Origin of the sequence: Streptomyces sp. NBC_01261, from assembly GCF_036226385.1 — a bacterium.
Classification (GTDB): Bacteria; Actinomycetota; Actinomycetes; order Streptomycetales; family Streptomycetaceae; genus Streptomyces.
On sequence record NZ_CP108463.1, the window covers coordinates 10,436,182 to 10,460,242 of the forward strand.

Consider the following 24,061-nt stretch of genomic DNA (forward strand, 5'->3'; position numbering starts at 1 on the left):
CGTACTCTCCCCAGGTTCACATCAAGATCCGTGCCACCGATGCTACGGCTCCTGGGTCCCGGCCCCCTCGACGCGGTCCCGTACCTGCTCCGGCGACAGATACGAGTCGGTGTACTCGAAGTCCTTCAGCGTGGCCGGTTTGCGGGCCTGGAAGCCGGTGCGCACGAAGTCGTCACCGGCCAGCGCGTTGAGCGTCCAGTTCGTCGCGACCCGGACCTTGGCGACGTTCGTGCGCAGCGCCGACCAGTGATAGCCGCGGGCCACGACCTGGGCGGGAAAACCGCGCAGTTCGATGCCCAGCGGCTTGGACACCGCGTCCTTGCCGCCGAGGTCCACGACCAGCCCGAGGTCCTTGTGGACGTACTGCTTCAGGGGCTGGTTGCGCAGCGTCGCGATCACGTTCTCGGCGACCACCTTGCCCTGCCGCATGGCGTGCTGCGCGGTCGGCGGGCAGATCGCGCCGTCCCCGCCCTTGGCCTCGTCCGGCACCGCACCGGCGTCACCGAGCGCGAACACGCCGTCGTGTCCGGGCAGGTTCATGTCGGCGGTGACCGCGAGCCGACCCCGCACCGTCTCCGCGCCCAGCGTCGCGATGAGCGGGCTGGCGACCACACCGGCCGTCCAGATCAGCGTGCGGGTCGGCACCACCCGGCCGTCGGTGAAGGTGACCTCCTCCGGCCCCGCCTTGGCGATGGAGACGCCCAGGGAGATGTCGATACCGCGCTTGGTCAGGATCTCCTGCGCGCTCCTTCCGAGCTTGTCGCCCAGCTCGGGCATCAGCTTCGGCGCGATGTCGATGAGGTGCCACTTGATCAGACCCGGGTCGATCCGGGGGTAGCGCTTGACCGCGGCGTGCGTCAGCTTCTGCAGACAGGCCGCCGTCTCCGTACCGGCGTAACCACCGCCGACGACCACGAACTGGAGCCGGGACGCCTTCTCCGCCGGGTCGTCGCTCGCGTCCGCGAGGTCCAGCTGCGTGATCACGTGGTCGCGGATGTAGGCGGCCTCCGCCAGGGTCTTCATCCCGAAGGCGTGATCCGTCAGCCCCGGGATGTCGAAGGTACGGGTGATGCTGCCTGGGGAGAGCACGATGTAGTCGTAGGGCTCGTTCACGATCTCGTCGTTGATCGTGCGGATCACGCAGACCTTGGACTTGATGTCCACACCGATCGCGCCGCCCGGAATGATCCGCGTGCGGTACTTCTTGCTGCGGCGCAGCGAGACGGCGATCGACTGCGGGGTCAGGACGCCGGAGGCGACCTGGGGCAGCAGGGGCAGATAGAGCTGGTAGGAGAACGGCGTCACCAGCGTGACGTCGGCTTCCTCCGGGGTCAGTTTCCTCTCCAGGCGGCGAACGCACTCCACTCCTGCGAAGCCTGCGCCAACCACCAGGATCCTCGGTCGTGTCACGGTGTTCATCCCTTCTGCGGCTCCAGGCGGTCTGCCTCGACGCCGTACGCCTGCCCCTGGATCGCTGCCTCGCACCACATCGATCCCACCGTGCCGGGAGCCGTTCCGCCAGCTGAGCGCGGCAGGCAGACGAACGCGTGGGCACCAGCATGCCCCGCCGAGGCCCGCCGTACGCCGCGGACACATGAACAAATGCCGTCCCTGAATGACCTTTGACCCGCCTGTGGACGATCACTTCGGACCGTAGAGTGCACGCCATGTCGCACACTCAGCCCGATCCGGGGTCAGGCTTCCGCACCCAGAACATCGACGCCGGCAACGTGACGCGGCTGGTGGCCGCGCTCGACATCCAGGAAGCCAATCCAGGCGTACGACGACTGCGCGCATGGGCCCACGAGGCCCTCGCCCCGGGCAACGGGGAACGGGTTCTCGACGTCGGAGCCGGCACCGGCTCGACCACCCGTGAACTGGCCGCGGCCGTCGGCCCGGACGGGTCGGCGCTCGGCGTCGAGCCCAATCCCGGGCTGCGCGCGGTCGCCGAGGAACGGGCCGCGTCGGACGGGAACCCGGCCCGCTTCACGGACGGCGACGCGCTGTCCCTGCCCGTGCCCGACGCCTCCGTGGACGTCGTCTGGTGCGAACGGGTGCTCCAGCACCTCGCGGAACCGGACAAGGCCGTCGCCGAGATGGCCCGCGTCCTGCGCCCCGGCGGGCGCGTGGCCCTGCTCGACACCGACTGGGCGACCACGATCCTGCACCCGGGCGACCCCGAGGTCACGGCCGCGCTCACCTCCGGCGCCCTCACCGGAGCGGTCAACCCCTACTCGGGACGCCGGCTCGTCGGCCAGCTCAGCGCCGCCGGACTCGTCGTCGACGACCGCGGCTCGCAGGCGCTGCTCCAGGACCACCGGTCGGTGGCCTGGCCGCTGATCCGCATGCTCGGCGAGTCCGCGGTCCGCCGCGGCGCCCTGAGCGAGGCCCAGCGCGACCGCGCCTACGCCGACCTCACCGAGGCCGCGGAGCGCGGCGCGCTGCACATGTCCGTCACGATGTTCGCGGTCGTCGCCCACCGCCCGGAATGACCGTCGGTGGGGGTGACCCCTTCCGGGGTGACCCCCGTCCGGTGACCTAGCGGAACACGTTGTCCGCGTCGTCCCAGCCCGCGAGCTGTTCCTCCGCCGACTGCTGCGGGGCACGGGCGCGTGCCTGGTACATCGCGTCGATCTCGAACGCGTAGTGCCGCACGATCGCGTCCCTGCGCAGCTTCATCGACGGCGTCAGGAGCCCGCCCGCGACGTCGAACGGATGCGGGAGCACCCGGAACACCCGGATCGACTCGGCGCGCCCCACAGGGCTGTTGGCAGCCGCCACGGCCCGCGTGATCTCCTCCCGCAGCGCGTTCTCCTCCCGCGCCTCCCGGCCCCGCGCGTCGCTCTGCAGCGCGAGACCGGCCCGCCAGTGCGCCACGAACTCCGGGTCCAGGGTCAGCAGCGCCCCCACACAGGGACGGTCGTCACCCACGACCACCGCCTGATGGATCAGCGGATGCATCCGCAGCCGGTTCTCCAGCGCGGCCGGCGCGACGCTCTTGCCGCTGCTGGTGATGATGATGTCCTTCTTGCGGCCGGTGATCGTCAGATAGCCCTCGGTGTCCAGCCGCCCGATGTCCCCGGTGGCCAGCCAGCCCGCCTGCATCACGGCCCGGGTCGCCCGCTCGTCGTTGATGTAGCCCTGGAACACCGAGGGCCCGTGCACCAGGATCTCCCCGTCCTCCGCGACCCGGATCTCCGTGCCCGGCAACGCCTGCCCCACCGTGCCGATCTTCTCCCGGCCCAGCGGCTGCATCGTGATCCCACCGGCGGTCTCCGTGAGGCCGTAGCCGTCGTGCACGAGGATGCCGATACCCGAGTAGAACAAGGACAGTTCACGGTTCAGGGGAGAACCGCCCGACGTCGCGCGGACCACCCGGCCGCCCAGCGCCGAGCGCAGCTTGCGGTACACCGTCCGCTCGAACACGGCGTGTTGGAGCCGGAGATCGAAACCGGGGCCCGAACCCCGGCCGAGTCTCTGCCGCTCCTCGGCCGCCGCGAAGTCCCGCGCGGTCGCGGCGGCACGCTCGAACAGGGCGCCGCGGCCCGTCTGTTGGGCCGTACGGAGAAAGTTCTTGTAGATCTTCTCGAAGATCGACGGCACCGCGTACAGGTAGGTCGGCCGGAAGGTGCGCAGCGCCGACACCAGCGCCGCCTCGGTCATCTCCGGCTCGTGCGCCATCAGCCAGCCGCCGCGCATGCACAGCCCCTGGATCATCAGCCCGTACACGTGCGAGAAGGGCAGGAAGGCCAGCACGGCCGGCTGCTCACCGGGCGGCGCCGCCGTGTGCGACCAGCCCGCGAGCAGCGTGTCGCAGGGGCTGGCCAGACTGCGGTGGCTCAGCGCGCAGCCCATGGGGCGGCCCGAGGTGCCCGAGGTGTAGGCGATGACCGCGGTCGAGTCCGGCATCACGATCCGGCGCAGCGAGTCCACCGTGGTCTGCGGGATGTACGTGCCCCGCTCCATGATCTGGGCCAGCGCCCCGGAGTCCAGCTGCCAGACGTGCCGCAACAGCGGCAGCGCGGCACACACCGTGCCGACGGTCATGATGCCCTGCTCGTCCTCCACCACCACGGCCACACAGTTGGCGTCCCGCAGTATCCACTCGACCTGCTCGCGCGAGGACGTCGGATGCACCGGCACGACCTCGGCGCCCACCGCCCACAGGGCGTGGCTGAGCACGGTCCACTCGTAACGGGTACGGGCCATGATCGCGACCCGGCTGCCCGGCGATATCCCGGAGGCGATCAACCCCTTGGCCAGATCGACGACTTCGTCCCGCAGCTCCACGGCCGTCACCTCCTCCCATTCGGTGGAGGACGGGTCCTGCTTGCGTGCGATCAGGGGGAGGGTGGGATGGAGGACCGCGGTCTCGAAGATGCTGTCGGCGAGGCCGCCGTTGAGGGTGGAGGTGGGGGGTGGAGCGACGGCGAAGTCGCGCATGCGCTGCTCCTGGGTTGTACGGGGCGTGACTCTGCCGATCATTGCTGTTATCGACGGTGCTCGAATGTAGCCCAGGTGTGAGCGTTTGGTGAGGGGAACCGTGAAGTGCCCCTGCGGAGTTCGACGGTTCAGTGGGACCGACCTGACAAAGCGGGGGGTACGAGGACATGAACGCGGTGGATCTCGGCGAGTTGAGGGCGCGGGACTTCGGTTACCTGGACGCCGAAGGGCACACCTGTCTCGACCACACGGGCGCCGGACTCGCCCCGGCCTCCCTGGTCCGGGCCGGCGCCGAGCGCATCACCGGAGGCGTCTTCGGCAACCCCTACTCGGAGAGCCCCGCCTCCCGCGCCTCGGGCGACCTGCTCGCCCGGACCCGCGCCGCGGTGCTCCGGCACTTCCACGCGGACCCGGCCGAGTACACGGTCGTGTTCACCGCGAACGCGACGGCCGCGCTGCGCCTGGTCGGCGAGTCGTACCCGTTCGCCGCCCCCGAGGCCGGGGCCTGGAGTCCCGCGAGGGTCTGCAGCAGCACCGTCTTGCCCGCGCCGCTGCTCCCCGCGATGATCACCAGCCGCCGGGCCTCGACCTCGAACGACACGTCGTCCAACACCCCCCGGCGCCCCGCACTTCCTGCGTGACGTCCCGCAACTCCAGGCGCAGGCCGGTCGAGTGGGTGGCATCAGGGTTGATCGGCGTCGGCATGGGAGCAAGATGTCACCCGGGTGTCAGCCACACCGTCGCGAGAGGCGGGAGCGTGAGCCGGATGTGGCCGTCCTCCGGTTTGATCGGGTCGGGGTTCCTCACATCGCTGCCGCCGTAGAGCGCGGAGTCCGTGTTGAGGGTCTCCTGCCAGGCCGGGATCTCGTCGGAGACAGCCAGACGGTAGTCATGGCGTACGACGGGGGAGAAGTTGCTGACGGCGAGGAGCGGGGAGCCCCCCGCGTCGAACCTCAGGAACGCGAAGACGTTGTCCTCCGCGGCGTCGCCCATCACCCATCGGAAGCCGCCGGGGTCGGTGTCGCGCTGCCAGAGGGCGGGGGTCGCGCGGTAGGCCGTGTTGAGGTCGCGGACGAGGTCCTGGACACCCCGGTGATCGGGCGCGGCCTCGTAAGCGGGGTCGAGAAGCCCCCAGTCGGGGCCGTGGGACTCGGACCACTCCGCGCCCTGGGCGAACTCCTGGCCCATGAAGAGGAGTTGCTTGCCGGGGTGGGCCCACATGAATCCCAGATACGCGCGGTGGTTGGCGCGTTGCTGCCACCAGTCGCCGGGCATCTTCGACACCAACGAGCGCTTGCCGTGGACCACTTCGTCGTGGGAGATGGGGAGGACGTAGTTCTCGCTGTACGCGTACACCATGGAGAAGGTCATCTCGTGGTGGTGGTGCTTGCGGTGGACGGGCTCGTGCGACATGTAGTCGAGCGAGTCGTGCATCCAGCCCATGTTCCACTTGAACCCGAAGCCAAGACCGCCGGTGTCGGTCGGCCGGGTCACCCCGTCCCAGGCGGTGGACTCCTCGGCGATGGTCACGACTCCGGGCACCCTGCGGTACACGGTCGCGTTCATCTCCTGGAGGAAGGCCATCGCGTCCAGGTCCTCGCGCCCGCCATGGACGTTCGGGGTCCACTGACCCGAGTCGCGTGAGTAGTCGAGGTAGAGCATCGAGGCGACCGCGTCCACGCGCAGGCCGTCGATGTGGAACTCCTGGCACCAGTAAACGGCGTTCGCCACAAGGAAGTTGCGCACCTCGGTCCGCCCGAGGTCGAACTCGTACGTCCCCCAGTCCGGATGCTCGGCCCGCCGCGCGTCCCCGGGTTCGTACAGCGGCTCCCCGTCGAACCGGGCCAACGCCCAGTCGTCCTTGGGGAAGTGCGCCGGAACCCAGTCCATGATCACGCCGACACCGGCCCGGTGGCACGCGTCGACCAGGAACTTGAAGTCGTCCGGGGTGCCCATACGGGAGGTCGGCGCGTAGAAGCCGGTGACCTGGTAGCCCCAGGAGCCGCCGAAGGGGTGCTCGGTCACCGGCATGAACTCGACGTGGGTGAAGCCCAGTTCGTTCACATAGGCGGGCAGTTCGACGGCGAGCTGACGGTACGTCAAGCCCTGGCGCCAGGAGGCGAGATGGACTTCGTAGACCGAGAAGGGTGCCTCGTGGACCGGGGTTTCCGTCCGCCGCGCGAGCCAGTCCTCGTCGCCCCACTCGTAGTGCGAGGCCGTCACGATGGACGCCGTGGCGGGCGGCACCTCCGTGCGGCGGGCCATCGGGTCGGCCTTGAGGAAGCGCTCGCCGCTCCGGGAGGTGATCTCGAACTTGTAGCGGGCGTCCTCGCCCACACCCGGCAGGAACAGCTCCCACACGCCCGACGAACCGAGCGACCGCATCGGGAAGGCCGTACCGTCCCAGGAGCTGAACTCCCCGGCGACACGCACCCCTTGGGCGTTCGGCGCCCACACGGTGAAGCGGGTACCGGCCACCCCGCCGTGCGTCATCGGCTCCGCGCCGAGCGCCTTCCACAGCTCCTCGTGCCGCCCCTCCTCGATGAGGTGCAGGTCGAGGTCACCGAGGGCGGGCAGGAAGGCGTACGGGTCGTGCACCTCGTGCTCGTCGCCCTCCGCGTACGACACCAACAGCGTGTACACCGAGGGGAGTTGGGCGAGCGGGAGCACGCCGGAGAAGAGGCCGCCGCCCTCCGAGACGAGCGGGCTGTGCGTCCCGTCGATCAGGACGCTCACGGCACGGGCGTACGGACGCAGCGCCCGGAAGGCGATCCCGCCCGGCACCGGATGCGCGCCGAGAAGTGCGTGCGGGTCGTGGTGGGCGCCGGCGAGGAGCCGGTCGTGGTCGGCGGGGTCCAGCGGGGAGGCCGCCGTGGGACCGCCCGCGCCCGGGGGAACCGGAATGGTCGCGGGCGGGGAGGTGGTACCGGACAGGCCCTCATGCGCTCGGCCGGCAGTCGTAGGCGAATCGCTCGTCTCCGGCGCGGCGGGCCCGCTTGGTTCGCCCGTTTCCGGGGCGGCAGGCGTGGGCGAGCCGTTCGTCTCCGGTGCCTCGGTCGCGGTCCGGCCGACGGTCTTCGGTGGGCCAAGTACGGCCGGGGCGGAGCCGTCGGGTGCGGCGGGCCCGCTTGGTTCGCCCGTTTCCGGGTCGGCAGTCGTGGGCGAGCCGTTCGTCTCCGGTGCCTCGGTCGCGGTCCGGCCGACGGTCTTCGGTGGGCCAAGTACGGCCGGGGCGGAGCCGTCGGGTGCGGCGGGCCCGCTTGGTTCGCCCGTTTCCGGGCCGGAGGTTATGGGTGAGCCGTTCGTCGGGGGTGCCTCGGTCGCGGTCCGTTCGGTGGTCTCCGGCAGGCCGGGCGCGGCCGGGCCGCGGGCGTCCGGTGCGGCTGACCCGGTCGGTTCGCCCGTCTCCGGGCCGGCGGGCGTGGACGGACCGCCCGTCTCCTGAGGTGAAGTGTCGCGCAGGGCCACGGAGTTCAGCCTCCTCGGACGGCGAGACGCTCGATCGCCGCCATGGGTACGGGAAGCCAGTCCGGACGGTGTCTGGCCTCGTACAGCACTTCATACACGGCGCGGTCCGTCTCGTACGCGCGCAGCAGGGCGTGCTGGGTGCGGGGGTCCCAGCCGGCCCGGGCCGCGTAGCCCGCGCAGAAGGCATCCCGGCAGCGGCGCGCCCACTCCGGGCGCCAGGGCCGGCGCTGCCGGGCCGCGTAGTCGAAGGAGCGCAGCATGCCCGCGATGTCCCGCACCGGGGACTGCGCGCTGCGCCGTTCCGCCAGCGGCTTGGACGGCTCGCCCTCGAAGTCGATGACGAACCAGTCGCGACCGGCCCGCAGCACCTGCCCGAGATGCAGATCGCCGTGGATGCGCTGGGCGGGCGGCCCGGCATCCCGGCCGACGAGCGCCCCGAACGCGGTCCGCAGCCCCGGCACGAACGGCCGCAGCGCGGGCACTGAGTGCGCAGCCGCCTCCAGGTGCTCGGTCATGGCCGCCGCCGTACGGTCGTTCTCGGCGAGGGGGCGACTGGCGGACGGAAAGGCCGCGGCCAACGCGAGATGGACATCCGCGGTGGCCTGCCCCAACTCGTGTGCCTCGGTGGTGAATTCGTCACCGACGGCGAGTGCGCGCAGCGCGAGAGCCCAGCCGTCGGAGGCGTCCGGCAGGAACGGCTGGAGCACACCGAGTGTAGCGGCCCGCGGCTCCGCCGTCCGGAACCACGCCACCGGCGCCGGGACCCGCTTGCAACCCTGCGCCGCCAGCGCCCCCGGCAGCTCCAGGTCCGGATTGACGCCGGGCTGGATGCGCCGGAAGACCTTCAGGATGTACCGATCGCCGTACACCAGCGAGGAGTTGGACTGCTCGGCGCCCAGCAGCCGGGGCGTGAGTCCGGCGGGCACGGAGACCGCCGGGTCCGCCTCGAAGTGCAGGGGACCCGTCGCACCGGGGTGCCGCAGTCGCTCCAGCAACAGCTCCGCCGACCGCGGATCCTGTAGCGCGTCGTAGACCGCGAGACCGGCCAACGGACCTTCCTGCACCCGGCCGATGTAGGCCCGGGCGTGGCGCGGGGAGATGTGTTCCCTTACGCCGAGCAGGAGTTGATAGCAGTCGCCGGGCGGGGGAGTGCCCCCCGGTGAGGGCACCGGCGTATGCGAGGCGTGGACCAGCAAGTGCAGGCAGCCCGGGAAGAGTTCGGTCGTGGACAGCACGTCGAGGTCGGCCACCGGCCGGTCCTTGCCGGCGAACCAGCGCTGCCCGGGCAGCCATTCGCGCAGCAGCCCGGCGAGCGTGGCCGGAGGCCGGTCGACGCCGGGGCTGCTCAGTCGAAGCGGTGCGGTCTTCGGCATGGTGACGCGTCCTTTCGCCGGCACATCCTCAACGTCGTCGGCCGATGCGGGGAGCGGCTCGCGGGAGCCGGAACCAGTAGAAGCCGTGCCCCGCGAGCGTCAGCAGATACGGCAGTTCACCGATGGCCGGGAACCGCACCCCGCCGATCAGCTCCACGGGATGCCGGCCGTCGAACTCCCGCAGATCGAGCATGGTGGGCTGCGCGAACCGGGAGAAGTTGTGCACACACAGGACGAGGTCGTCCTCGTACTCGCGCAGGAACGCGATCACCGCCGGGTTCGACGACTGGAGCTCCGTGTAGGAGCCGAGCCCGAACGCCGGGTTCTGCTTGCGGATCTCGATCATGCGGCGGGTCCAGTGCAGCAGCGAGGAGGGCGACGACATCGACGCCTCGACGTTGGTGACCTGATAGCCGTAGACCGGGTCCATGATGGCCGGCAGGAAGAGGCGGCCCGGGTCGCAGGAGGAGAAGCCCGCGTTCCGGTCGGGGGTCCACTGCATGGGGGTGCGGACGGCGTCGCGGTCGCCGAGCCAGATGTTGTCGCCCATGCCGATCTCGTCGCCGTAGTAGAGGATCGGCGAGCCGGGGAGCGAGAGGAGCAGGGCCGTGAACAGTTCGATCTGGTTGCGGTCGTTGTCCAGCAAGGTCGCGAGGCGCCTGCGGATGCCGATGTTGGCGCGCATACGCGGGTCCTTGGCGTACTCGGCCCACATGTAGTCGCGTTCCTCGTCGGTGACCATCTCCAGGGTCAGCTCGTCGTGGTTGCGCAGGAAGATGCCCCACTGGCAACCCGAGGGAATCGCAGGGGTCTTGGCGAGAATCTCCGACACGGGATAGCGGGACTCACGGCGTACGGCCATGAAGATGCGGGGCATGACGGGGAAGTGGAATGCCATGTGGCACTCGTCCCCGCCGCCCTGATAGTCGCCGAAGTAGTCGACGACGTCCTCGGGCCACTGGTTCGCCTCCGCCAGCAGCACGGTGTCCGGGTACATCGCGTCGATCTCGCGGCGGACGCGCTTCAGGAAGTCGTGACTGGCGGGCAGGTTCTCGCAGTTGGTGCCTTCGGCCGCATAGAGATAGGGGACGGCATCGAGGCGGAAGCCGTCGATGCCGAGGTCCAGCCAGAAGCGGAGGGCGGCCAGGATCTCTTCCTGGACGGCCGGGTTCTCGTAGTTGAGGTCCGGCTGGTGGGAGAAGAAGCGGTGCCAGAAGTACTGCTTGCGGACGGGGTCGAAGGTCCAGTTGGAGGCTTCGGTGTCGACGAAGATGATGCGGGCGTCGGGGTACTGCTTGTCGTCGTCGGCCCACATGTAGTAGTCGCCGTAGGGGCCGTCGGGGTCTTTCCTCGACTCCTGGAACCACGGGTGCTGGTCGCTGGTGTGGTTCATGACGAAGTCGATGATGACGCGCATGCCGCGTTGGTGGGCGGAGTCGACGAACTCGACGAAGTCGGCGAGGTCGCCGAATTCGGGGAGGACGGCGGTGTAGTCGGAGACGTCGTAACCGCCGTCGCGCAGGGGGGATTTGAAGAAGGGGGGTAGCCAGAGGCAGTCGACGCCGAGCCACTGGAGGTAGTCGAGTTTGGCGGTGATGCCCTTGAGGTCACCGACGCCGTCGCCGTTGCTGTCCTGGAAGGAGCGGACCAGGACCTCGTAGAAGACGGCGCGTTTGAACCACTCGGGGTCCCGGTCCTTGGCGGGAGTGTCCTCGAAGGTGTCGTGGACCGGTTCGTTGACAGTCATGAAGCTCTTGACCCTCCGCTCTCTGTGGACCTCCGGACGTGCAACACGTGCGCGGGAGCCCGGCCGGGTTCGAGGCGCACATAGTTGGTCCTGCCCCACTGATAGGACTCACCCGTCAGTTCGTCGTACACCGACATGGATTCGTTTGATTCCAGGCCGAGTTGCGGCATGTCCAACGAGACCGTGGCCTCCTGGGTGTGGTGCGGATCCAGGTTGACGACCACCAGGACCGTGTCCACCCCCGTGGTCTTGCTGTACGCGATCAGCGCGTCGTTGTCCGTCCGGTGGAAGCGGAGATTCCTGAGCTGGTGCAGCGACGGATGACGGCGCCGGATGTCGTTCAACTTGCCCAGCAATGGCGCGATGCTACGTCCTTCCCGCTCGGCCGACTCCCAGTCGCGCGGGCGGAGTTGGTACTTCTCCGAGTCGAGATACTCCTCGCTCCCCGGCCGGAGAGGAGCGTTCTCACCTAGTTCGTAGCCACTGTAGACACCCCATGTGGGGGCGAGGGTGGCGGCGAGGACCGCGCGCAGTTCGAAGGCCGGCCGGCCGCCGTCCTGGAGGAACTCGTGGAGGATGTCCGGGGTGTTCACGAAGAGGTTCGGCCGCATGTAGGCCGCCGCCTCGCCCGACAACTCGCTCAGATACTCGGTGAGTTCCTGCTTCGTGTTGCGCCAGGTGAAGTAGGTGTACGACTGCTGGAACCCGACCTGCGCCAGGGTGGCCATCATCGCGGGGCGCGTGAACGCCTCCGCCAGGAAGATGATGTCCGGGTCGGTGCCGTTGATCTCCGCGATCACCCGCTCCCAGAACACCACCGGTTTGGTGTGCGGGTTGTCCACGCGGAAGATCCGCACCCCGTGGTCCATCCAGTGCCGCAGCACGCGGACGGTCTCGGTGACGAGTCCGTCCAGGTCCCGGTCGAAGGCGATCGGGTAGATGTCCTGGTACTTCTTCGGCGGGTTCTCCGCGTACGCGATCGTCCCGTCCGGGCGGTGGTGGAACCACTCCGGGTGCTTCTCCACCCACGGATGGTCCGGCGAGCACTGGAGCGCGAAGTCCAGCGCGATCTCCATGCCCAGTTCGGCGGCCCGCGCGACGAACGCGTCGAAGTCCTCCAGCGTGCCGAGCTGGGGGTGGATCGCGTCGTGGCCGCCCTCGGGGGAGCCGATGGCCCAGGGGACGCCGACGTCCTCACGCCCCGCGGACAGGGTGTTGTTCGGACCCTTGCGGAAGGTGCTCCCGATCGGGTGGATCGGCGGCAGGTAGACGACGTCGAAGCCCATCGCCGCGATGCCGTCCAGCCGTTTCGCGGCCGTACGGAACGTGCCGTGGGGCTGGGCCGGGGTGCCCTCGGAGCGCGGGAAGAACTCGTACCAGGCGCCGTACAACGCCCGCTCCCGCTCGACCAGGAGCGGTCGCGGTTCGGAGGTCGTGACCAGTTCCCGCAGGGGATACCGGGCCAGCACCCCGTCCACGCTCGGAGTCAACGCGGCCACGAACCGGGTGCCGACCGGCAGTGTGTCGTCGCGCAGCGTCTCCGCCGCGGCCAGCATCGTGGCGCGGGCCGGGCCCTCGGGCACCCCGGTGGCGGCTCGGGCGTACAGCTCCGCGCCCTCCTCCAGCATCAGGCCGATGTCGATGCCGGCCGGGATCTTGATGCGGGCGGCCCGGCGCCAGGTGGCGATGGGGTCGCCCCAGGCCTCCACGACGTAGGACCAACGGCCTGTCGCGGTCGGGGTGACCTCGGCGCCCCAGCGGTCGCTGCCGGGGACGAGTTCGCGCATCGGGGTCCATGGACCGGGGCGGCCGTCCGGGTCGTAGAGCACGACGTCGGCGCCGATCGTGTCGTGGCCCTCGCGGAAGACGGTGGCGGTGACCTGGAACGTCTCGCCGACCACCGCCTTCGCCGGGCGGGCGCCGCTGTCCACGGACGGGCGTACGTCACGTACCGGAATGCGGCCGATGGCTGCCGGGGTCGCGTTCATGGGTCTCACCTCCGTCGTGCCGGAGGCCGGGCTGTTCGCCCGGCCGTGGGTGCGAGCTGCGCCGGAAGGGGGACTACCTTCCCGCCGGGGACCGCTGATCGACCGTGACGGGCGGACCGCGGTGCACCACGGCCGCCGTACGGGGGAGGGCGTTCTGCTCCTGCTGGTACGTGCCCTGGCCGCCGCGCAGAAAGCGCTCGGCGGCCTCCGCGGCCTCGCGCGCGCAGCGTTTCCCCATCAGCACGCACAAGGTGTAGCCCGAGTCCTCGAAGGTGGCCCGTACCGTCCGGTCGCCCGGCGATGCGAGCATCACGCGTTCCCACGCCCGGTAGCGCCGCAGTTGGCGGGCCACTTCGGCTTTGGCGGGTAGCAGCATGGCGCTGTTCACCTTTCGCCTCGGCGGACCGCGGTTCCCGACCGTCGGGTGGCGGCCGTACCCGGAGCGGCATGGCTCCGTCACGGCAGTCGAGGCTTTCACTCATGGTGCACAGGTGATGACCCAGCGTCTTGTTGGTTCTTCAACTACCTCACCCGTCGCTCGTGTTGCACGAATGGCCTAGCGCTCGCACTCTGGAGGTGACTCAGAAGCGATCATTGCTCACGCTTCGTGTTCGGGGCCCCGGCCCCGCAGGGCGAGGGGAAGCGTGAGCTTCGCCGGTAGGGAGCCAACGACGATGAAGACCGCAGTCCCCTGCTACTACCACCTCGATGTGGACGTCAGCCAGGAACGGGTCGGGCAGGTCAGGCGCATCCTGGCCGCCCACCTCCGACTCTGGGACCTGGAGATCCTCGTGGAGCCCGTCTGTCGCGGCGCCGAGCTGCTGCTGCGGGCCATCGACGAGCACGCCACGGACAAGCACACGTCGATAGAGCTGTGGTGGAACGGGCAGCACCTGATCACCGCCATCGGCGACAACGACCGCGATCTGCGCCCGGACCAGGACCTGCGCGCCTGCCTCGCCCGGATCGCCGCGATGAGCGACGGCTGGGGCTGCTGCGCCACCGACACCGGTAGCAAGGTCATCTGGTTCTCGCAGCGCGCCCGCAGCGGCGAACGCGTGCCCCGGGTCCCCAGGACGCCCGCGCCGCGTCTGCGGGAGATGCTCCAACTCCCGCGCGAGGTACCGGCCGCCCTGCCGGCCCGCCCGACACACGGCGTCCTGGAGGACGCCAAGTGACCGCGCGCCCGTCCCGGAAAGGGGTGTCCGTCTGGAACGGGCACCCCTTTCCCCTGGGGGCCGCCTACGACGGGACGGGCACCAACTTCGCCCTGTTCAGCGAGGTCGCCGAACGTGTCGACCTCGTCCTTGTCGACGACGACGGCCGACACCGCGACATTCGGCTGACCGAGGCCGACGGCTTCGTGTGGCACTGCTATCTGCCGGGCGTCGGGCCCGGTCAGCGCTACGGCTACCGGGTGCACGGTCCGTGGGCTCCGGCCGTCGGGCACCGCTGCAACCCGGCGAAACTGCTCCTCGATCCGTACGCCCGGGCGGTGGACGGCCAGATCGACAACGACCCCTCGCTGTACGAGCGTTCGGCCGGACCCGCCCCCGGCGACAGCGCCGGGCACGGCATGCTCGGCGTGGTCACGGACCCGGCCTTCGACTGGGGCGACGACCGCCCGCCCCGGCGCTCCTACGCCGACACGGTGATCTACGAGGCCCATGTGAAGGGGCTGACCCGCACCCACCCGGAGGTCCCCGAGGAACTCCGGGGGACGTACGCGGGGCTCGCGCACCCTGCGGTCGTGGAGCATCTCGTCCAACTCGGCGTGACCGCAGTCGAGTTGATGCCGGTGCACCAGTTCGTGCAGGACGGGGTGCTCCAGGACCGGGGCCTGTCCAACTACTGGGGCTACAACACCATCGGCTTCTTCGCTCCCCACAACGCCTACGCCGCACACCGCGAACGCGGGCGCCAGGTCACCGAGTTCAAGTCCATGGTGAAGGCGCTGCACGCGGCCGGGCTCGAAGTCATCCTCGACGTGGTCTACAACCACACCGCCGAGGGTAACGAGAAGGGCCCCACCCTCTCCTTCCGGGGCATCGACAACGCCTCCTACTACCGTCTGGTGGACGGCGATTGGGGCCACTACTACGACACGACGGGCACCGGGAACAGTCTGCTGATGCGGCACCCGTACGTCCTTCAGCTGATCATGGACTCGCTGCGCTACTGGGTCACCGAGATGCATGTCGACGGCTTCCGCTTCGACCTCGCGGCCACGCTGGCCCGGCAGTTCCACGAGGTGGACCGGCTGTCGGCGTTCTTCGACCTGATCCAGCAGGACCCGGTGATCAGCCGCGTCAAGCTCATCGCCGAGCCGTGGGACGTGGGCGAGGGCGGCTACCAGGTGGGCAACTTCCCGCCGCTGTGGTCGGAGTGGAACGGCAAGTACCGTGATGCCGTACGGGACTTCTGGCGGGCCGGCGAGCACACGCTCGGCGAGTTCGCGTCCCGGCTCACCGGCTCCTCCGACCTGTACCAGCACAGCCGGCGCCGACCGCGCGCCAGCGTCAACTTCGTCACCGCGCACGACGGGTTCACCCTGCGCGACCTGGTCTCGTACAACGACAAGCACAACGAGGCCAACGGGGAAGGGAACCGGGACGGTGAGAGCGCCAACCGGTCCTGGAACTGCGGGGCCGAGGGCGAGACCGACGACCCCGCCGTGCTGGAGCTGCGCGCGCGTCAGCAGCGCAACTTCCTTGCCACGCTGCTCCTTTCGCAGGGCATCCCGATGCTCGGCCACGGCGACGAACTGGGCCGCAGCCAGCGTGGCAACAACAACGCCTACTGCCAGGACAACGAAGTCTCCTGGATAGACTGGGAGTTGACCGACGAGCAGCGTGGACTCGCCGACTTCACGCGGTATGTGATCGGGCTGCGCGCCGCGCATCCGGTGCTGAGGCGGCGCCGGTTCTTCCGCGGTGAGACCGCCGTGCACGCCGGACAGCCGCTGCCCGACCTGGTGTGGCTGCTGCCCGACGCCCGCGAGATGGCCGACCTGGACTGGCAGCGCTCCGACGCGCACAGCGTGGGCGTGTTCCTCAACGGTGACGCCATCGCCGAACGCGACCCGCGCGGCGGGCCCGTCGTCGACGACTCGTTCCTGCTCCTGCTCAACAGCTACTGGGAGCCCGTCGACTTCCGCCTGCCCGACGTCGCCTACGGCGAGCGCTGGACGACCCTGATCGACACCGCCGAGCCGCAGGGCGCCCCGGACGAGACGGAACACAAGGCCGGCACCGAGATGGCCGTAGCGGCGCGCGGTCTCGTGCTGTTGTCGCGGCCCGCGCGGGAGCCGGCCAGGGTCAGGGGGCGTCGCGGGAGGTGACCGTGAAGCGGGCGCCGTCGGGGTCGCGCAGGACGGCCTCGGTGGTGCTCTCCCGCAGGACGCTCCCGCCGTACGCCTCGGTGATCCGGGCGCAGGACCTGATGTCCGAGACCGAGAAGTGGACCTGCCAGTGCGGGCGGACGGTCGGGTCGGGGGCCGCCTCCAGGGCACCCGACTCGATCCGGGCCACGACGTTCCCACCGCTACGCAGGACGACCTCACCCCCCTCGTACCGCACGTCACAGCTCTGCGGGTCCGCCGAGGCCCAGTCGAGGACCTCGCCGTAGAAGATCGCCGCGTCGAAGGCGTCGCGGGTGCGCAGCCGGACGAAGGCGGGGGCCGAGCGGCGCCATGTCTCCCAGCCGCGGATGAGGTCGCCCTCCCAGATGCCGAAGGTCGCGCCGTCCCGGTCGCCGAGCAGGGCCGCGCGGCCGGGCGGGAAGGAGAGCGGTCCCACGGCGACCGTGCCGCCGCGCTCCCGGACCCGGGCCGCGGCCACGTCCGCGTCGGGCACGGCGAAGTACGGCGTCCACGCCACCGCGACCTGCCACATGGAGGCGACCGCGGCCAGACCGGCCACCGGGGTGTCGTTCGCCGTGGCGATCCGGAAGCGGTCGCCGAGGCTGGCGGAGCGCCACTTCCAGCCGAAGACGGCCTCGTAGAAGGCCTCCGTGCTCTCCAGGTCGCGGCTCGTGAGACTCACCCAGCAGGGTGCGCCGAACACCGAACGGGTGGAGACGGAGTCCGCTTCTCTCAGGGACGGTTTGCTGTCGTGGTTCATGGCAGTCGCGTTCCGATCTCGTGGACCGGCGGCCACCGGTCTCCACCAGTGTCCAACCGGAACCGGTCCCGCTGCCTCCCGAGCAGGTGTCTTGACCATCCTTTTGGGTTAGTTACCTCTGCTAAAGAGGTAATCTCCGAGTGTGGAGACGGAGAACTTCCCGGAAGAGCTGGCCGACGCGCTCGTCGGTGTCCAGCGGCTGATCCGCAGGCGACTGCGCAGCGAGATGGCCGTGCCGCGGCTGCGCGGCGCCGAGGTGGAGCTGCTGCGGCTGGTCGAGGTCCGGCCCGGTATCGGCATCTCGGACGCGGCGAAGGAGCTGTTCCTCGCGAGCAACTCGGTGTCGACGCTCGTCAACCAGCTCGTCCGGGACGGCTTCATGATCCGTGAGACGGACCCCGCCGACCGGCGGGCCGCCCGCCTCCAGCTCACCGAGGCGGCCAAGAGGCGCCTCAGCGACTGGCACGCGCGGCGCGCGGCGCTCGTACGGGGCCAGGTGGACCGTCTCGACCAGGCGGACCGGGACGCGCTGCGCGCGGCGATCCCGGCCCTGCGCCAACTGGCCGTCAATCTGCACGAGGAGGCCGAGGAGTCATGACGCCGTCCATCGACGCTGCCACCGGTACCGCCACTGACATCGCCACCGGGCGGTCCGCGGCCGTCAGCTGTACCCGGCTCGCCTATTCCTTCGGCGAGACGACCGCGGTCGACGGGCTCGACCTGTCCGTGAGGGAGGGCGAGGTCTTCGGACTGCTCGGCCCCAACGGCGCCGGGAAAACCACGGCGATCCGCTGTATCACCACCCTCCTGCCGGTCCCGGCGGGCATGGTCCACGTCTTCGGCCACGACACGGCCAAGGAACAGATGTCGGTGCGCCGCATGCTCGGCTACGTCCCGCAGCAGTTGTCCGCCGACAGCGGGCTCACCGGCCGCGAGAACGTCGCTCTCTTCGCCCGCGTCTTCGACGTGCCGCGCAAGGAACGCGCCGCGCGGGTCGCCCAGGCGCTGCGGGCGGTCGACCTCACCGACGCCGCCGACCGGCTCGCCAACACCTACTCCGGCGGCATGGTCCGCCGCCTCGAACTCGCGCAGGCCCTGGTCAGCGCGCCCCGCCTGCTCATCCTCGACGAACCCACGATCGGCCTCGACCCGATCGCCCGCACCAGCGTGTGGGAGCACATCAACGCCGTGCGCGAGGCCACCGGCATGACCGTCCTGGTCACCACCCACTACATGGACGAGGCCGACCAGTACTGCGACCGCGTCGGCCTCATGCACCGAGGCCGCATCCGCGCCCTGGGCACCCCGGACCAGCTCCGGGAGGGCCTCGGCGAACGCCGGCGCGCCGACGGAGCGCCCGCCACCGATCCGCTGCCCACCCTTGAGGACGTCTTCCGGGACATAGCCGGCAGCGGTCTCGAAGACCAGTCAGGAGGTTTCCGCGATGTCCGAAGCACCCGCCGCACCGCGAACCGCGTCGGCTGACCCAGCCCTTGAGAACGACCTGAACCTCCTCCTGACCCCGCCCCAACCCCGGGCAGGCTGGCGGCTGTTGCCCGCCCGCGTCATCGCGATGTGCGCGGTCGAACTCCAGAAACTCCGCCACGACCGCACCGAGTTGTACACCCGCGCCGTCCAACCCGCCCTGTGGCTGCTGATCTTCGGCCAGACCTTCACCCGCATCAAGGCGATCCCCACCGGCGGCATCCCCTACATCGACTACCTCGCCCCGGGCATCATCGCCCAGTCCGCGATGTTCATCGCCATCTTCTACGGCATCCAGATCATCTGGGAGCGGGACGCGGGCATCCTCAACAAGCTGCTTGTCACCCCGACCCCGCGCTCGGCGCTGATCACCGGCAAGGCCTTCGCGGCCGGCGTGAAGTCGCTGATCCAGGCCGTTGTCGTGGTCGTCATCGCCGCGCTCCTCGGGGTCGCGCTGACCTGGAACCCGCTGAAGCTGATCGGCGTCGGGGCGATCGTGATCCTCGGCTCGGCCTTCTTCTCCTGTCTGTCGATGACCATCGCCGGCATCGTGCTCAGCAGGGACCGGCTGATGGGCTTCGGACAGGCGATCACCATGCCGCTGTTCTTCGGGTCCAACGCCCTCTACCCGGTGGCGATCATGCCGGGGTGGCTGCAGGCGGTGAGCAAGGTGAACCCGCTGAGCTACGAAGTGGACGCCCTGCGCGGGCTGCTGCTCGGCACCCCGTCCCATGTGGGCACCGACTTCGCCGTGTTGCTGGTGGCCGCCGCACTGGGCATCGCGGCCGCCTCCTCCCTGCTCGGACGGCTCGCCCGCTGATCTTGGACGGGACGTGATGTGCGGCACGCCCCCGACCGGGATTCGACGGCCGGAAAGCGGATTCTTGCTGCGCACGGCTTGATCAGTGATCAAGCGGTCGAAAACGCTGGCCACAGCGCATTCCGCTCATTTGACAGTGCGCTGAGCGCACAGATAGGAAGCAGCTCTCTGAGGTCGAGAGGGTGCACTGTGTACGAGCCGAACGTGGTCGGGGACTGGCAGGAGTACGACGAACATGCCGGTCTGCGTGTCCGCGTCCACAGCCTGGCCGCCGCCGAGCCGCCACGCGGACGCGACGACGCGGCCGAAGGGCTGACCTACTTCACGCTCCGTGTCACCGTCGAGAACCGCGGCACACGGCACTACGGCATCCACCTGGAGGACGGCCAGATCGACGTCAGGGTCGGCCCCGACGGCGAGAGCGCCTTCATCGACTGGCGCAGCTCACAGTTCATCGAGGGCTTCGACGTCCATCCGCTGCGCCGCGCCACCGCCGTCGTCTACGCGGCCGGTCCCGAGGCCTCGCTGAAGCAGGTGGACGTACAGGTCCAGCTGCGGGTGGAGGAGGAGTGGACGGAGCGGCGCCTGTGGGCGGGCGGTATCGGTCTCTGCGAGGCGGCCGTCGCCGCCGGTGTGGGGCGGGACGGCCTGGCCCACCAGGTGAGCAAGTTCCTCCGGGACCAGGCGGAACCCGGTACCCCCTGAGCCTCCGGGACCAGGCGTGGCCCGGCACCCCCGGAGACTCCCGCGTCAGTGCGGGATGCCGTCGATGATCTCGCGGGCACCCTGCCGCAGCAGCGCCACCGCCACCGACGTGCCGAGCGTCGCCGGGTCCAGGCGGCCCGCCCACTCGTGGGCGTTGAGCCGGGTCTTGCCGTCCGGGGTGAACACACAGGCGCGCAGCGACAGTTCACCGCTCCGGTCGACCTGCGCGTACCCGGAGATCGGGCTGTTGCAGTGCCCCTGGAGAACGTGCAGGAACATACGCTCCGCAGTCGCCTCCCGATGCGTCTCCGGGTGGCCGAGCCCGCTGACCGTGTCGATGACCTCGGTGTCGCCCTCACGGCACTGCAGGGCGAGGATGCCCGCGCCGATCGGCGGCATCATCGCCTCGGGGGACAGCACCTCGCTGATCACGTCGAGCCGGTCGATGCGGTGCAGGCCGGACATCGCGACCAGCAGCGCGTCGGCCTCACCCGCCGCGAGCTTCTCCAGCCGCCGGTTGACGTTGCCCCGGAACGGCACGCATTCCAACTCCGGGTGCGTGGCGGCGAGTTGCGCGACCCGCCGGACCGACGAGGTGCCGATCCGGGTCCCGGCCGGCAACTCGTCGAGGGTCAGCCCGCCCGGGTGGACCAGGGCGTCACGGATGTCGTCCCGCTTCAGGAACGCGGCGAACGTCGTACCGGCCGGCAGCGGACGGTCGGCGGGCACGTCCTTCACACAGTGCACCGCGAGGTCCGCCACCCCGGCGAGCAGTGCGGCGTCCACCTCCTTGGTGAACGCCCCCTTGCCCTCGACCAGGGCCAGATCGCCCATCCACTTGTCGCCGGTCGTCTTGACCGGTACCACCTCGGTGCGCACCTGCGGATGAAGGACGGCCAACTCGGCGCGCACACGCTCCACTTGGGCCAGCGCCATGGGCGAGTCGCGGGAGACGATACGGATCAGTTCGGGCACGGACATGCGGACACGATAGACCGTCCGGCATGTCGCCGTTGACCGATGGGCGCACCTGGCAACAGCGTCAGGCCCGCCCCCGCACGAGGGGCTCACTGATCTCCACGGCCCGCAGTGCGGCGGCGAGAGCCCGCTCGTCCCCGACATCCAGGGCCGTGTCCGTCAACTTGATCACGTGCTCGTCCCCATGCTCCAGGGCCCGCTCCATCACCTCTTCGGCCGTAAGCCGCACGTGTGGAACGAAGTCGATCGCCTCCTTTGGGGCGTACATCGCGGTGACGGCCGCGGACGCCGTCCACGCCGCGTGCAGACTCGGCACCCACAGCTCGCGCGGCAGTGCGTCCAGGGCGCGCAGCACGGCGTTGGGCGCCGTAGCCGCATGCACCAGCATGGTCGGCTCACCGTGCCCGTGAGTGGCGTAACGATGCGTGGCCGCCCCCACCAGCTCACCGAGCCGCTCCCGCGCCACGTCCGGATCGCTCACCTCACCTGCCCAGACCGGCAGTCGCCGCACGGCGGCCAGCCGCGCCCGGAACCCGACCACGCCTCCCGCGATGGGCGGCACGGAGTCAAGGGCACCGGCTGCGCTGTGACCGGCGGCCAACTCCGCGATGCCGCCGACGGGTTGATGCCGCGCCGCCCAATATCCCAACCCGTGGGCGAGTTCGGTGAGCCGAGGTTCGTTCTCCTCCACACCGAGGGCCCGTACGGCATGCCCGACACGGATGACCGGATGGGTGGCGCCCGCGGCGATCCCGGGCAGCAACCGTGGCCACCACACGGCGAGCACGTCCCGCCAGGGCCGCTCGGCGAGAGCCCGGGAGAAGTAGCCGATCCAGTCGGCGGCCCGACGCGAATCCCCCAGCGCGTCAGCCCAGTTGGCGTCCGTGACAGCGGCCACCGGCTCGGGGAAGTCCTCCAGCTTGTCCCGATAGAGATCGAGCCAGCGATGAACGGCCCCCGCCTGGCCACGCGCGGCAAGCGCCTCGGCAACCATCGGGGCGTGGTTACTGAGCCACCCCTCCCGCTCGGGCCCGGTGGAGTGCAGCCGCCCGAATGCTTCTTCCAACGTTCCACTCGTATCCATACCCAGCACGCTAGGCCCGGTCCTGTATCCGCAGAACGGCCCGAAGGAGGAAGAGCCACCCACCTCCGGTCCTAGTCCCGAGGACCGAGGCGGATTGGTCGCGGGGCTGTGCCGATGTGCGGCTCCGCCGCGCGGGCGCGACCAGCCACGACGGCGCGGCACCCGAACGGCGACCCATCAAGACCCCGCGGCGGAGCCGCACATCACCCCCAACCGGCCGATCGCTCACTCCGCCAGCACGATCGAGATCACCCGACGCCCCCGCCCACCAGCAGCCACGACCGGTGAACCCGGCGCCCCGTCCACCGTGCAGGACTGCACCCGACTCCCACCCCCGCTCAGCGATACATCCAGCGTCATCCCCCGATACGGCAACCCCCGCAGACTCACCGCCCCCCAGTTCGCCGGCAGACACGGGCTCAGCCGTAGCGAGTCGTCCGTGAACGTCAGGCCGAACAGGCCGTCGTGGATAAGGCGGAGATACGCCGTCGCCGACCAGGTCTGGTCGGGCTGGGAGACGAAGTGGTCGGCATGCCCGCTCGCGCCGCCCTGCCAGCCGCCGTCCACGACGCCGGAAACGGAGTTGTACAGCTCGTAGAAGCCACCGCCCGCCGTGACCAGATCGGCGAGGGTGTCGACGGCGAGGGCGAACGGCTCGGCGCGGCCCGCGTCGGCGGCGGCCTGGCCGTACAGCCCGTGGACCATCGGCCAGACCATCACGTTGTGCCGCCCCGGATGCCGGTCGTCGAAGCGCGGGAAGTGCGGCCACACGTTGACGATGCCGTACGGCTGCCAGTGCGTGGAGTCGAGGATCCGGACGGCACGTTCGGGGTCGGCGACGCCGAGCAGGATCGCGAGGGCCAGGCCCGCGCCCTCCTGCGAGGTGTCGACGTGCCCGGCACGCGTGCCCTCGCCGTGCACGAGATAGGCGTAGGTGCCGGCGTCCGCGCGCCACAGGTGCTTGTCGATCGCCGTGCGCAGGTGCTCCGCGTCCGAGCGGAACGACGCGGCCTGTACGGGGTGGCCGAGGGCCTCGGACATGGCGGCGAGGGCGAGTTGGGCGCCGTGGTAGAGGGAGTTGGTCGACAGGCACATCAGCTTGTCGGCGTGCGGGTGGTCGAGGACGAAGGACGAGTGGACGGATGTCGAGGCGGGCGGGCTGGGGTAGCCGGAGATGCCGTCGTTCATGAAGCCGGGGCCCTCGAAGAGGCCGAACGACGGGTTGAAGTGCTGGGCGCGGCGGGCCGCGAGGGTATGCGCGGACGTGTCGTAGGCCCGGGTCAGGAAGTCCCGGTCGCCGGTGACCAGGTAGTGGTGGTGCGCGGCGAGGACCCACACGATCTGGTCCCACCACTGGTTGTCCTGCTGGACGACGAACCCGTCCCGCGTGCGGTCGACCACGGACCACAGGGTGTTGCGGCCGACGTCCGGCGCCAGCAGGCTCACCCCGCTCCACGCGTTGACGGCCGCGTCCCGCGTCCACCGCTGCGGCGCGGGATAGCCGCCGCCCGCCCGGACGACGGTGCCGGGCGGATAGGACAGCAGGCCGGAACGGTCGTACACCGAGCGGTCGGCGCCGATGGTGTTGGCGCCGGAGACGGATCTGAGCGCGGACGCGTAGACGGTGCCGAGGCGGCGTTGGACGGCCTGGTCGTCGAAGGCGAGGGTGGGCACGGTGTATCCGTTCCCGGGAGCCGGTCCCTGCGCGCCCGCCGGGACCGCCGTCGCCCCGGCGATGCCCAGCGCGATCAGGAGAGCCCGCCGCGAGATCCCGCGTTCAGCTGCCACGTTCCGTCCTCTCGGGCTCCCGGGGTCGAGATGACTCCGGGAGCCCTGAGAACGATGGTGC

19 protein-coding genes are annotated in these 24,061 nt (G+C 70.3%); 7 read left to right on the top strand and 12 right to left on the bottom strand.

Annotated elements, in window-relative coordinates:
- Positions 1-42: 42 nt before the first annotated feature.
- Positions 43-1,419: an NAD(P)/FAD-dependent oxidoreductase gene (locus tag OG226_RS46300; RefSeq protein ID WP_328685514.1), complete on the bottom strand. Its 1,377-nt coding sequence runs from the start codon at positions 1,417-1,419 to the stop codon at positions 43-45.
- A gap of 248 nt (positions 1,420-1,667) precedes the next feature.
- Here OG226_RS46300 and OG226_RS46305 point away from each other — a divergent pair, with 248 nt between their 5' ends.
- Entirely contained in the window at positions 1,668-2,492 is an 825-nt protein-coding gene (locus tag OG226_RS46305) for a methyltransferase domain-containing protein (RefSeq protein ID WP_328685515.1), read from the top strand.
- A gap of 46 nt (positions 2,493-2,538) precedes the next feature.
- Here the strand turns inward: OG226_RS46305 and OG226_RS46310 are convergent, their stop codons facing one another.
- The 7 genes from OG226_RS46310 to OG226_RS46340 form a co-directional block, all read right to left on the bottom strand.
- Positions 2,539-4,443, bottom strand: coding sequence for an AMP-dependent synthetase/ligase (locus tag OG226_RS46310; RefSeq protein ID WP_328685516.1), 1,905 nt, complete (start codon positions 4,441-4,443; stop codon positions 2,539-2,541).
- A 325-nt stretch (positions 4,444-4,768) separates the two neighbouring features.
- A complete protein-coding gene (locus OG226_RS46315; RefSeq protein WP_328685517.1) occupies positions 4,769-5,056 on the bottom strand; it encodes an ATP-binding cassette domain-containing protein in 288 nt (95 codons plus the stop codon).
- A 104-nt stretch (positions 5,057-5,160) separates the two neighbouring features.
- Positions 5,161-7,347 carry a 1,4-alpha-glucan branching enzyme gene (gene glgB, locus OG226_RS46320; protein WP_329353715.1) on the bottom strand — a complete coding sequence of 729 codons (2,187 nt, stop codon included), beginning with the start codon at positions 7,345-7,347 and terminating at the stop codon, positions 5,161-5,163.
- 569 nt (positions 7,348-7,916) lie between these two features.
- The gene (locus OG226_RS46325) at positions 7,917-9,284 is read right to left on the bottom strand and encodes a maltokinase N-terminal cap-like domain-containing protein (protein ID WP_329352544.1); all 1,368 of its coding nucleotides are present in this window, start codon (positions 9,282-9,284) and stop codon (positions 7,917-7,919) included.
- 28 nt (positions 9,285-9,312) lie between these two features.
- On the bottom strand, positions 9,313-11,031 hold the full coding sequence (gene treS / locus OG226_RS46330) for a maltose alpha-D-glucosyltransferase (RefSeq protein WP_328685519.1): 1,719 nt from the start codon (positions 11,029-11,031) through the stop codon (positions 9,313-9,315).
- Complete coding sequence (locus OG226_RS46335) at positions 11,028-13,019, bottom strand: alpha-1,4-glucan--maltose-1-phosphate maltosyltransferase (protein WP_329352546.1); 1,992 nt, start codon at positions 13,017-13,019, stop codon at positions 11,028-11,030. The genes treS and OG226_RS46335 overlap by 4 nt, the downstream gene beginning before the upstream one ends.
- Positions 13,020-13,092: 73 nt before the next feature.
- Entirely contained in the window at positions 13,093-13,395 is a 303-nt protein-coding gene (locus tag OG226_RS46340; RefSeq protein ID WP_328685521.1) for a DUF5133 domain-containing protein, read from the bottom strand.
- Positions 13,396-13,693: 298 nt separating this feature from the next.
- On the opposite strand from OG226_RS46340, the gene OG226_RS46345 reads away from it, so the two are divergent.
- Positions 13,694-14,197, top strand: a complete 504-nt coding sequence (locus OG226_RS46345) for a pep a2 (RefSeq protein ID WP_328685522.1) — start codon at positions 13,694-13,696, stop codon at positions 14,195-14,197.
- Entirely contained in the window at positions 14,194-16,359 is a 2,166-nt protein-coding gene (gene glgX, locus OG226_RS46350) for a glycogen debranching protein GlgX (protein ID WP_329352548.1), read from the top strand. Before OG226_RS46345 ends, glgX begins: the two co-directional genes overlap by 4 nt.
- Here the strand turns inward: glgX and OG226_RS46355 are convergent.
- Positions 16,337-17,140, bottom strand: coding sequence for a VOC family protein (locus OG226_RS46355; RefSeq protein WP_328685524.1), 804 nt, complete (start codon positions 17,138-17,140; stop codon positions 16,337-16,339). The genes glgX and OG226_RS46355 overlap by 23 nt on opposite strands.
- 142 nt (positions 17,141-17,282) lie before the next feature.
- Between OG226_RS46355 and OG226_RS46360 the strand changes: the two genes are divergently transcribed.
- The 4 genes from OG226_RS46360 (at position 17,283) to OG226_RS46375 (ending at position 20,150) form a co-directional block, all read left to right on the top strand.
- Positions 17,283-17,738 carry a MarR family winged helix-turn-helix transcriptional regulator gene (locus OG226_RS46360; protein ID WP_328685525.1) on the top strand — a complete coding sequence of 152 codons (456 nt, stop codon included), beginning with the start codon at positions 17,283-17,285 and terminating at the stop codon, positions 17,736-17,738.
- A complete protein-coding gene (locus tag OG226_RS46365) occupies positions 17,735-18,625 on the top strand; it encodes an ATP-binding cassette domain-containing protein (protein ID WP_328685526.1) in 891 nt (296 codons plus the stop codon). The genes OG226_RS46360 and OG226_RS46365 overlap by 4 nt, the downstream gene beginning before the upstream one ends.
- Complete coding sequence (locus OG226_RS46370; RefSeq protein ID WP_328685527.1) at positions 18,585-19,445, top strand: ABC transporter permease; 861 nt, start codon at positions 18,585-18,587, stop codon at positions 19,443-19,445. The genes OG226_RS46365 and OG226_RS46370 overlap by 41 nt, the downstream gene beginning before the upstream one ends.
- Positions 19,446-19,634: 189 nt before the next feature.
- Positions 19,635-20,150 (top strand): hypothetical protein, encoded by a 516-nt coding sequence (locus tag OG226_RS46375; RefSeq protein ID WP_328685528.1) that lies wholly within the window; start codon positions 19,635-19,637, stop codon positions 20,148-20,150.
- 45 nt (positions 20,151-20,195) lie between these two features.
- Here the strand turns inward: OG226_RS46375 and hemC are convergent, their stop codons facing one another.
- From hemC to OG226_RS46390, 3 genes are all read right to left on the bottom strand, one after another.
- Complete coding sequence (hemC, locus tag OG226_RS46380; protein ID WP_328685529.1) at positions 20,196-21,131, bottom strand: hydroxymethylbilane synthase; 936 nt, start codon at positions 21,129-21,131, stop codon at positions 20,196-20,198.
- A gap of 61 nt (positions 21,132-21,192) precedes the next feature.
- Positions 21,193-22,212, bottom strand: coding sequence for a questin oxidase family protein (locus OG226_RS46385; protein WP_328685530.1), 1,020 nt, complete (start codon positions 22,210-22,212; stop codon positions 21,193-21,195).
- Positions 22,213-22,437: 225 nt separating this feature from the next.
- The gene (locus tag OG226_RS46390) at positions 22,438-24,000 is read right to left on the bottom strand and encodes an MGH1-like glycoside hydrolase domain-containing protein (RefSeq protein ID WP_329352550.1); all 1,563 of its coding nucleotides are present in this window, start codon (positions 23,998-24,000) and stop codon (positions 22,438-22,440) included.
- Positions 24,001-24,061 lie beyond the last annotated feature (61 nt).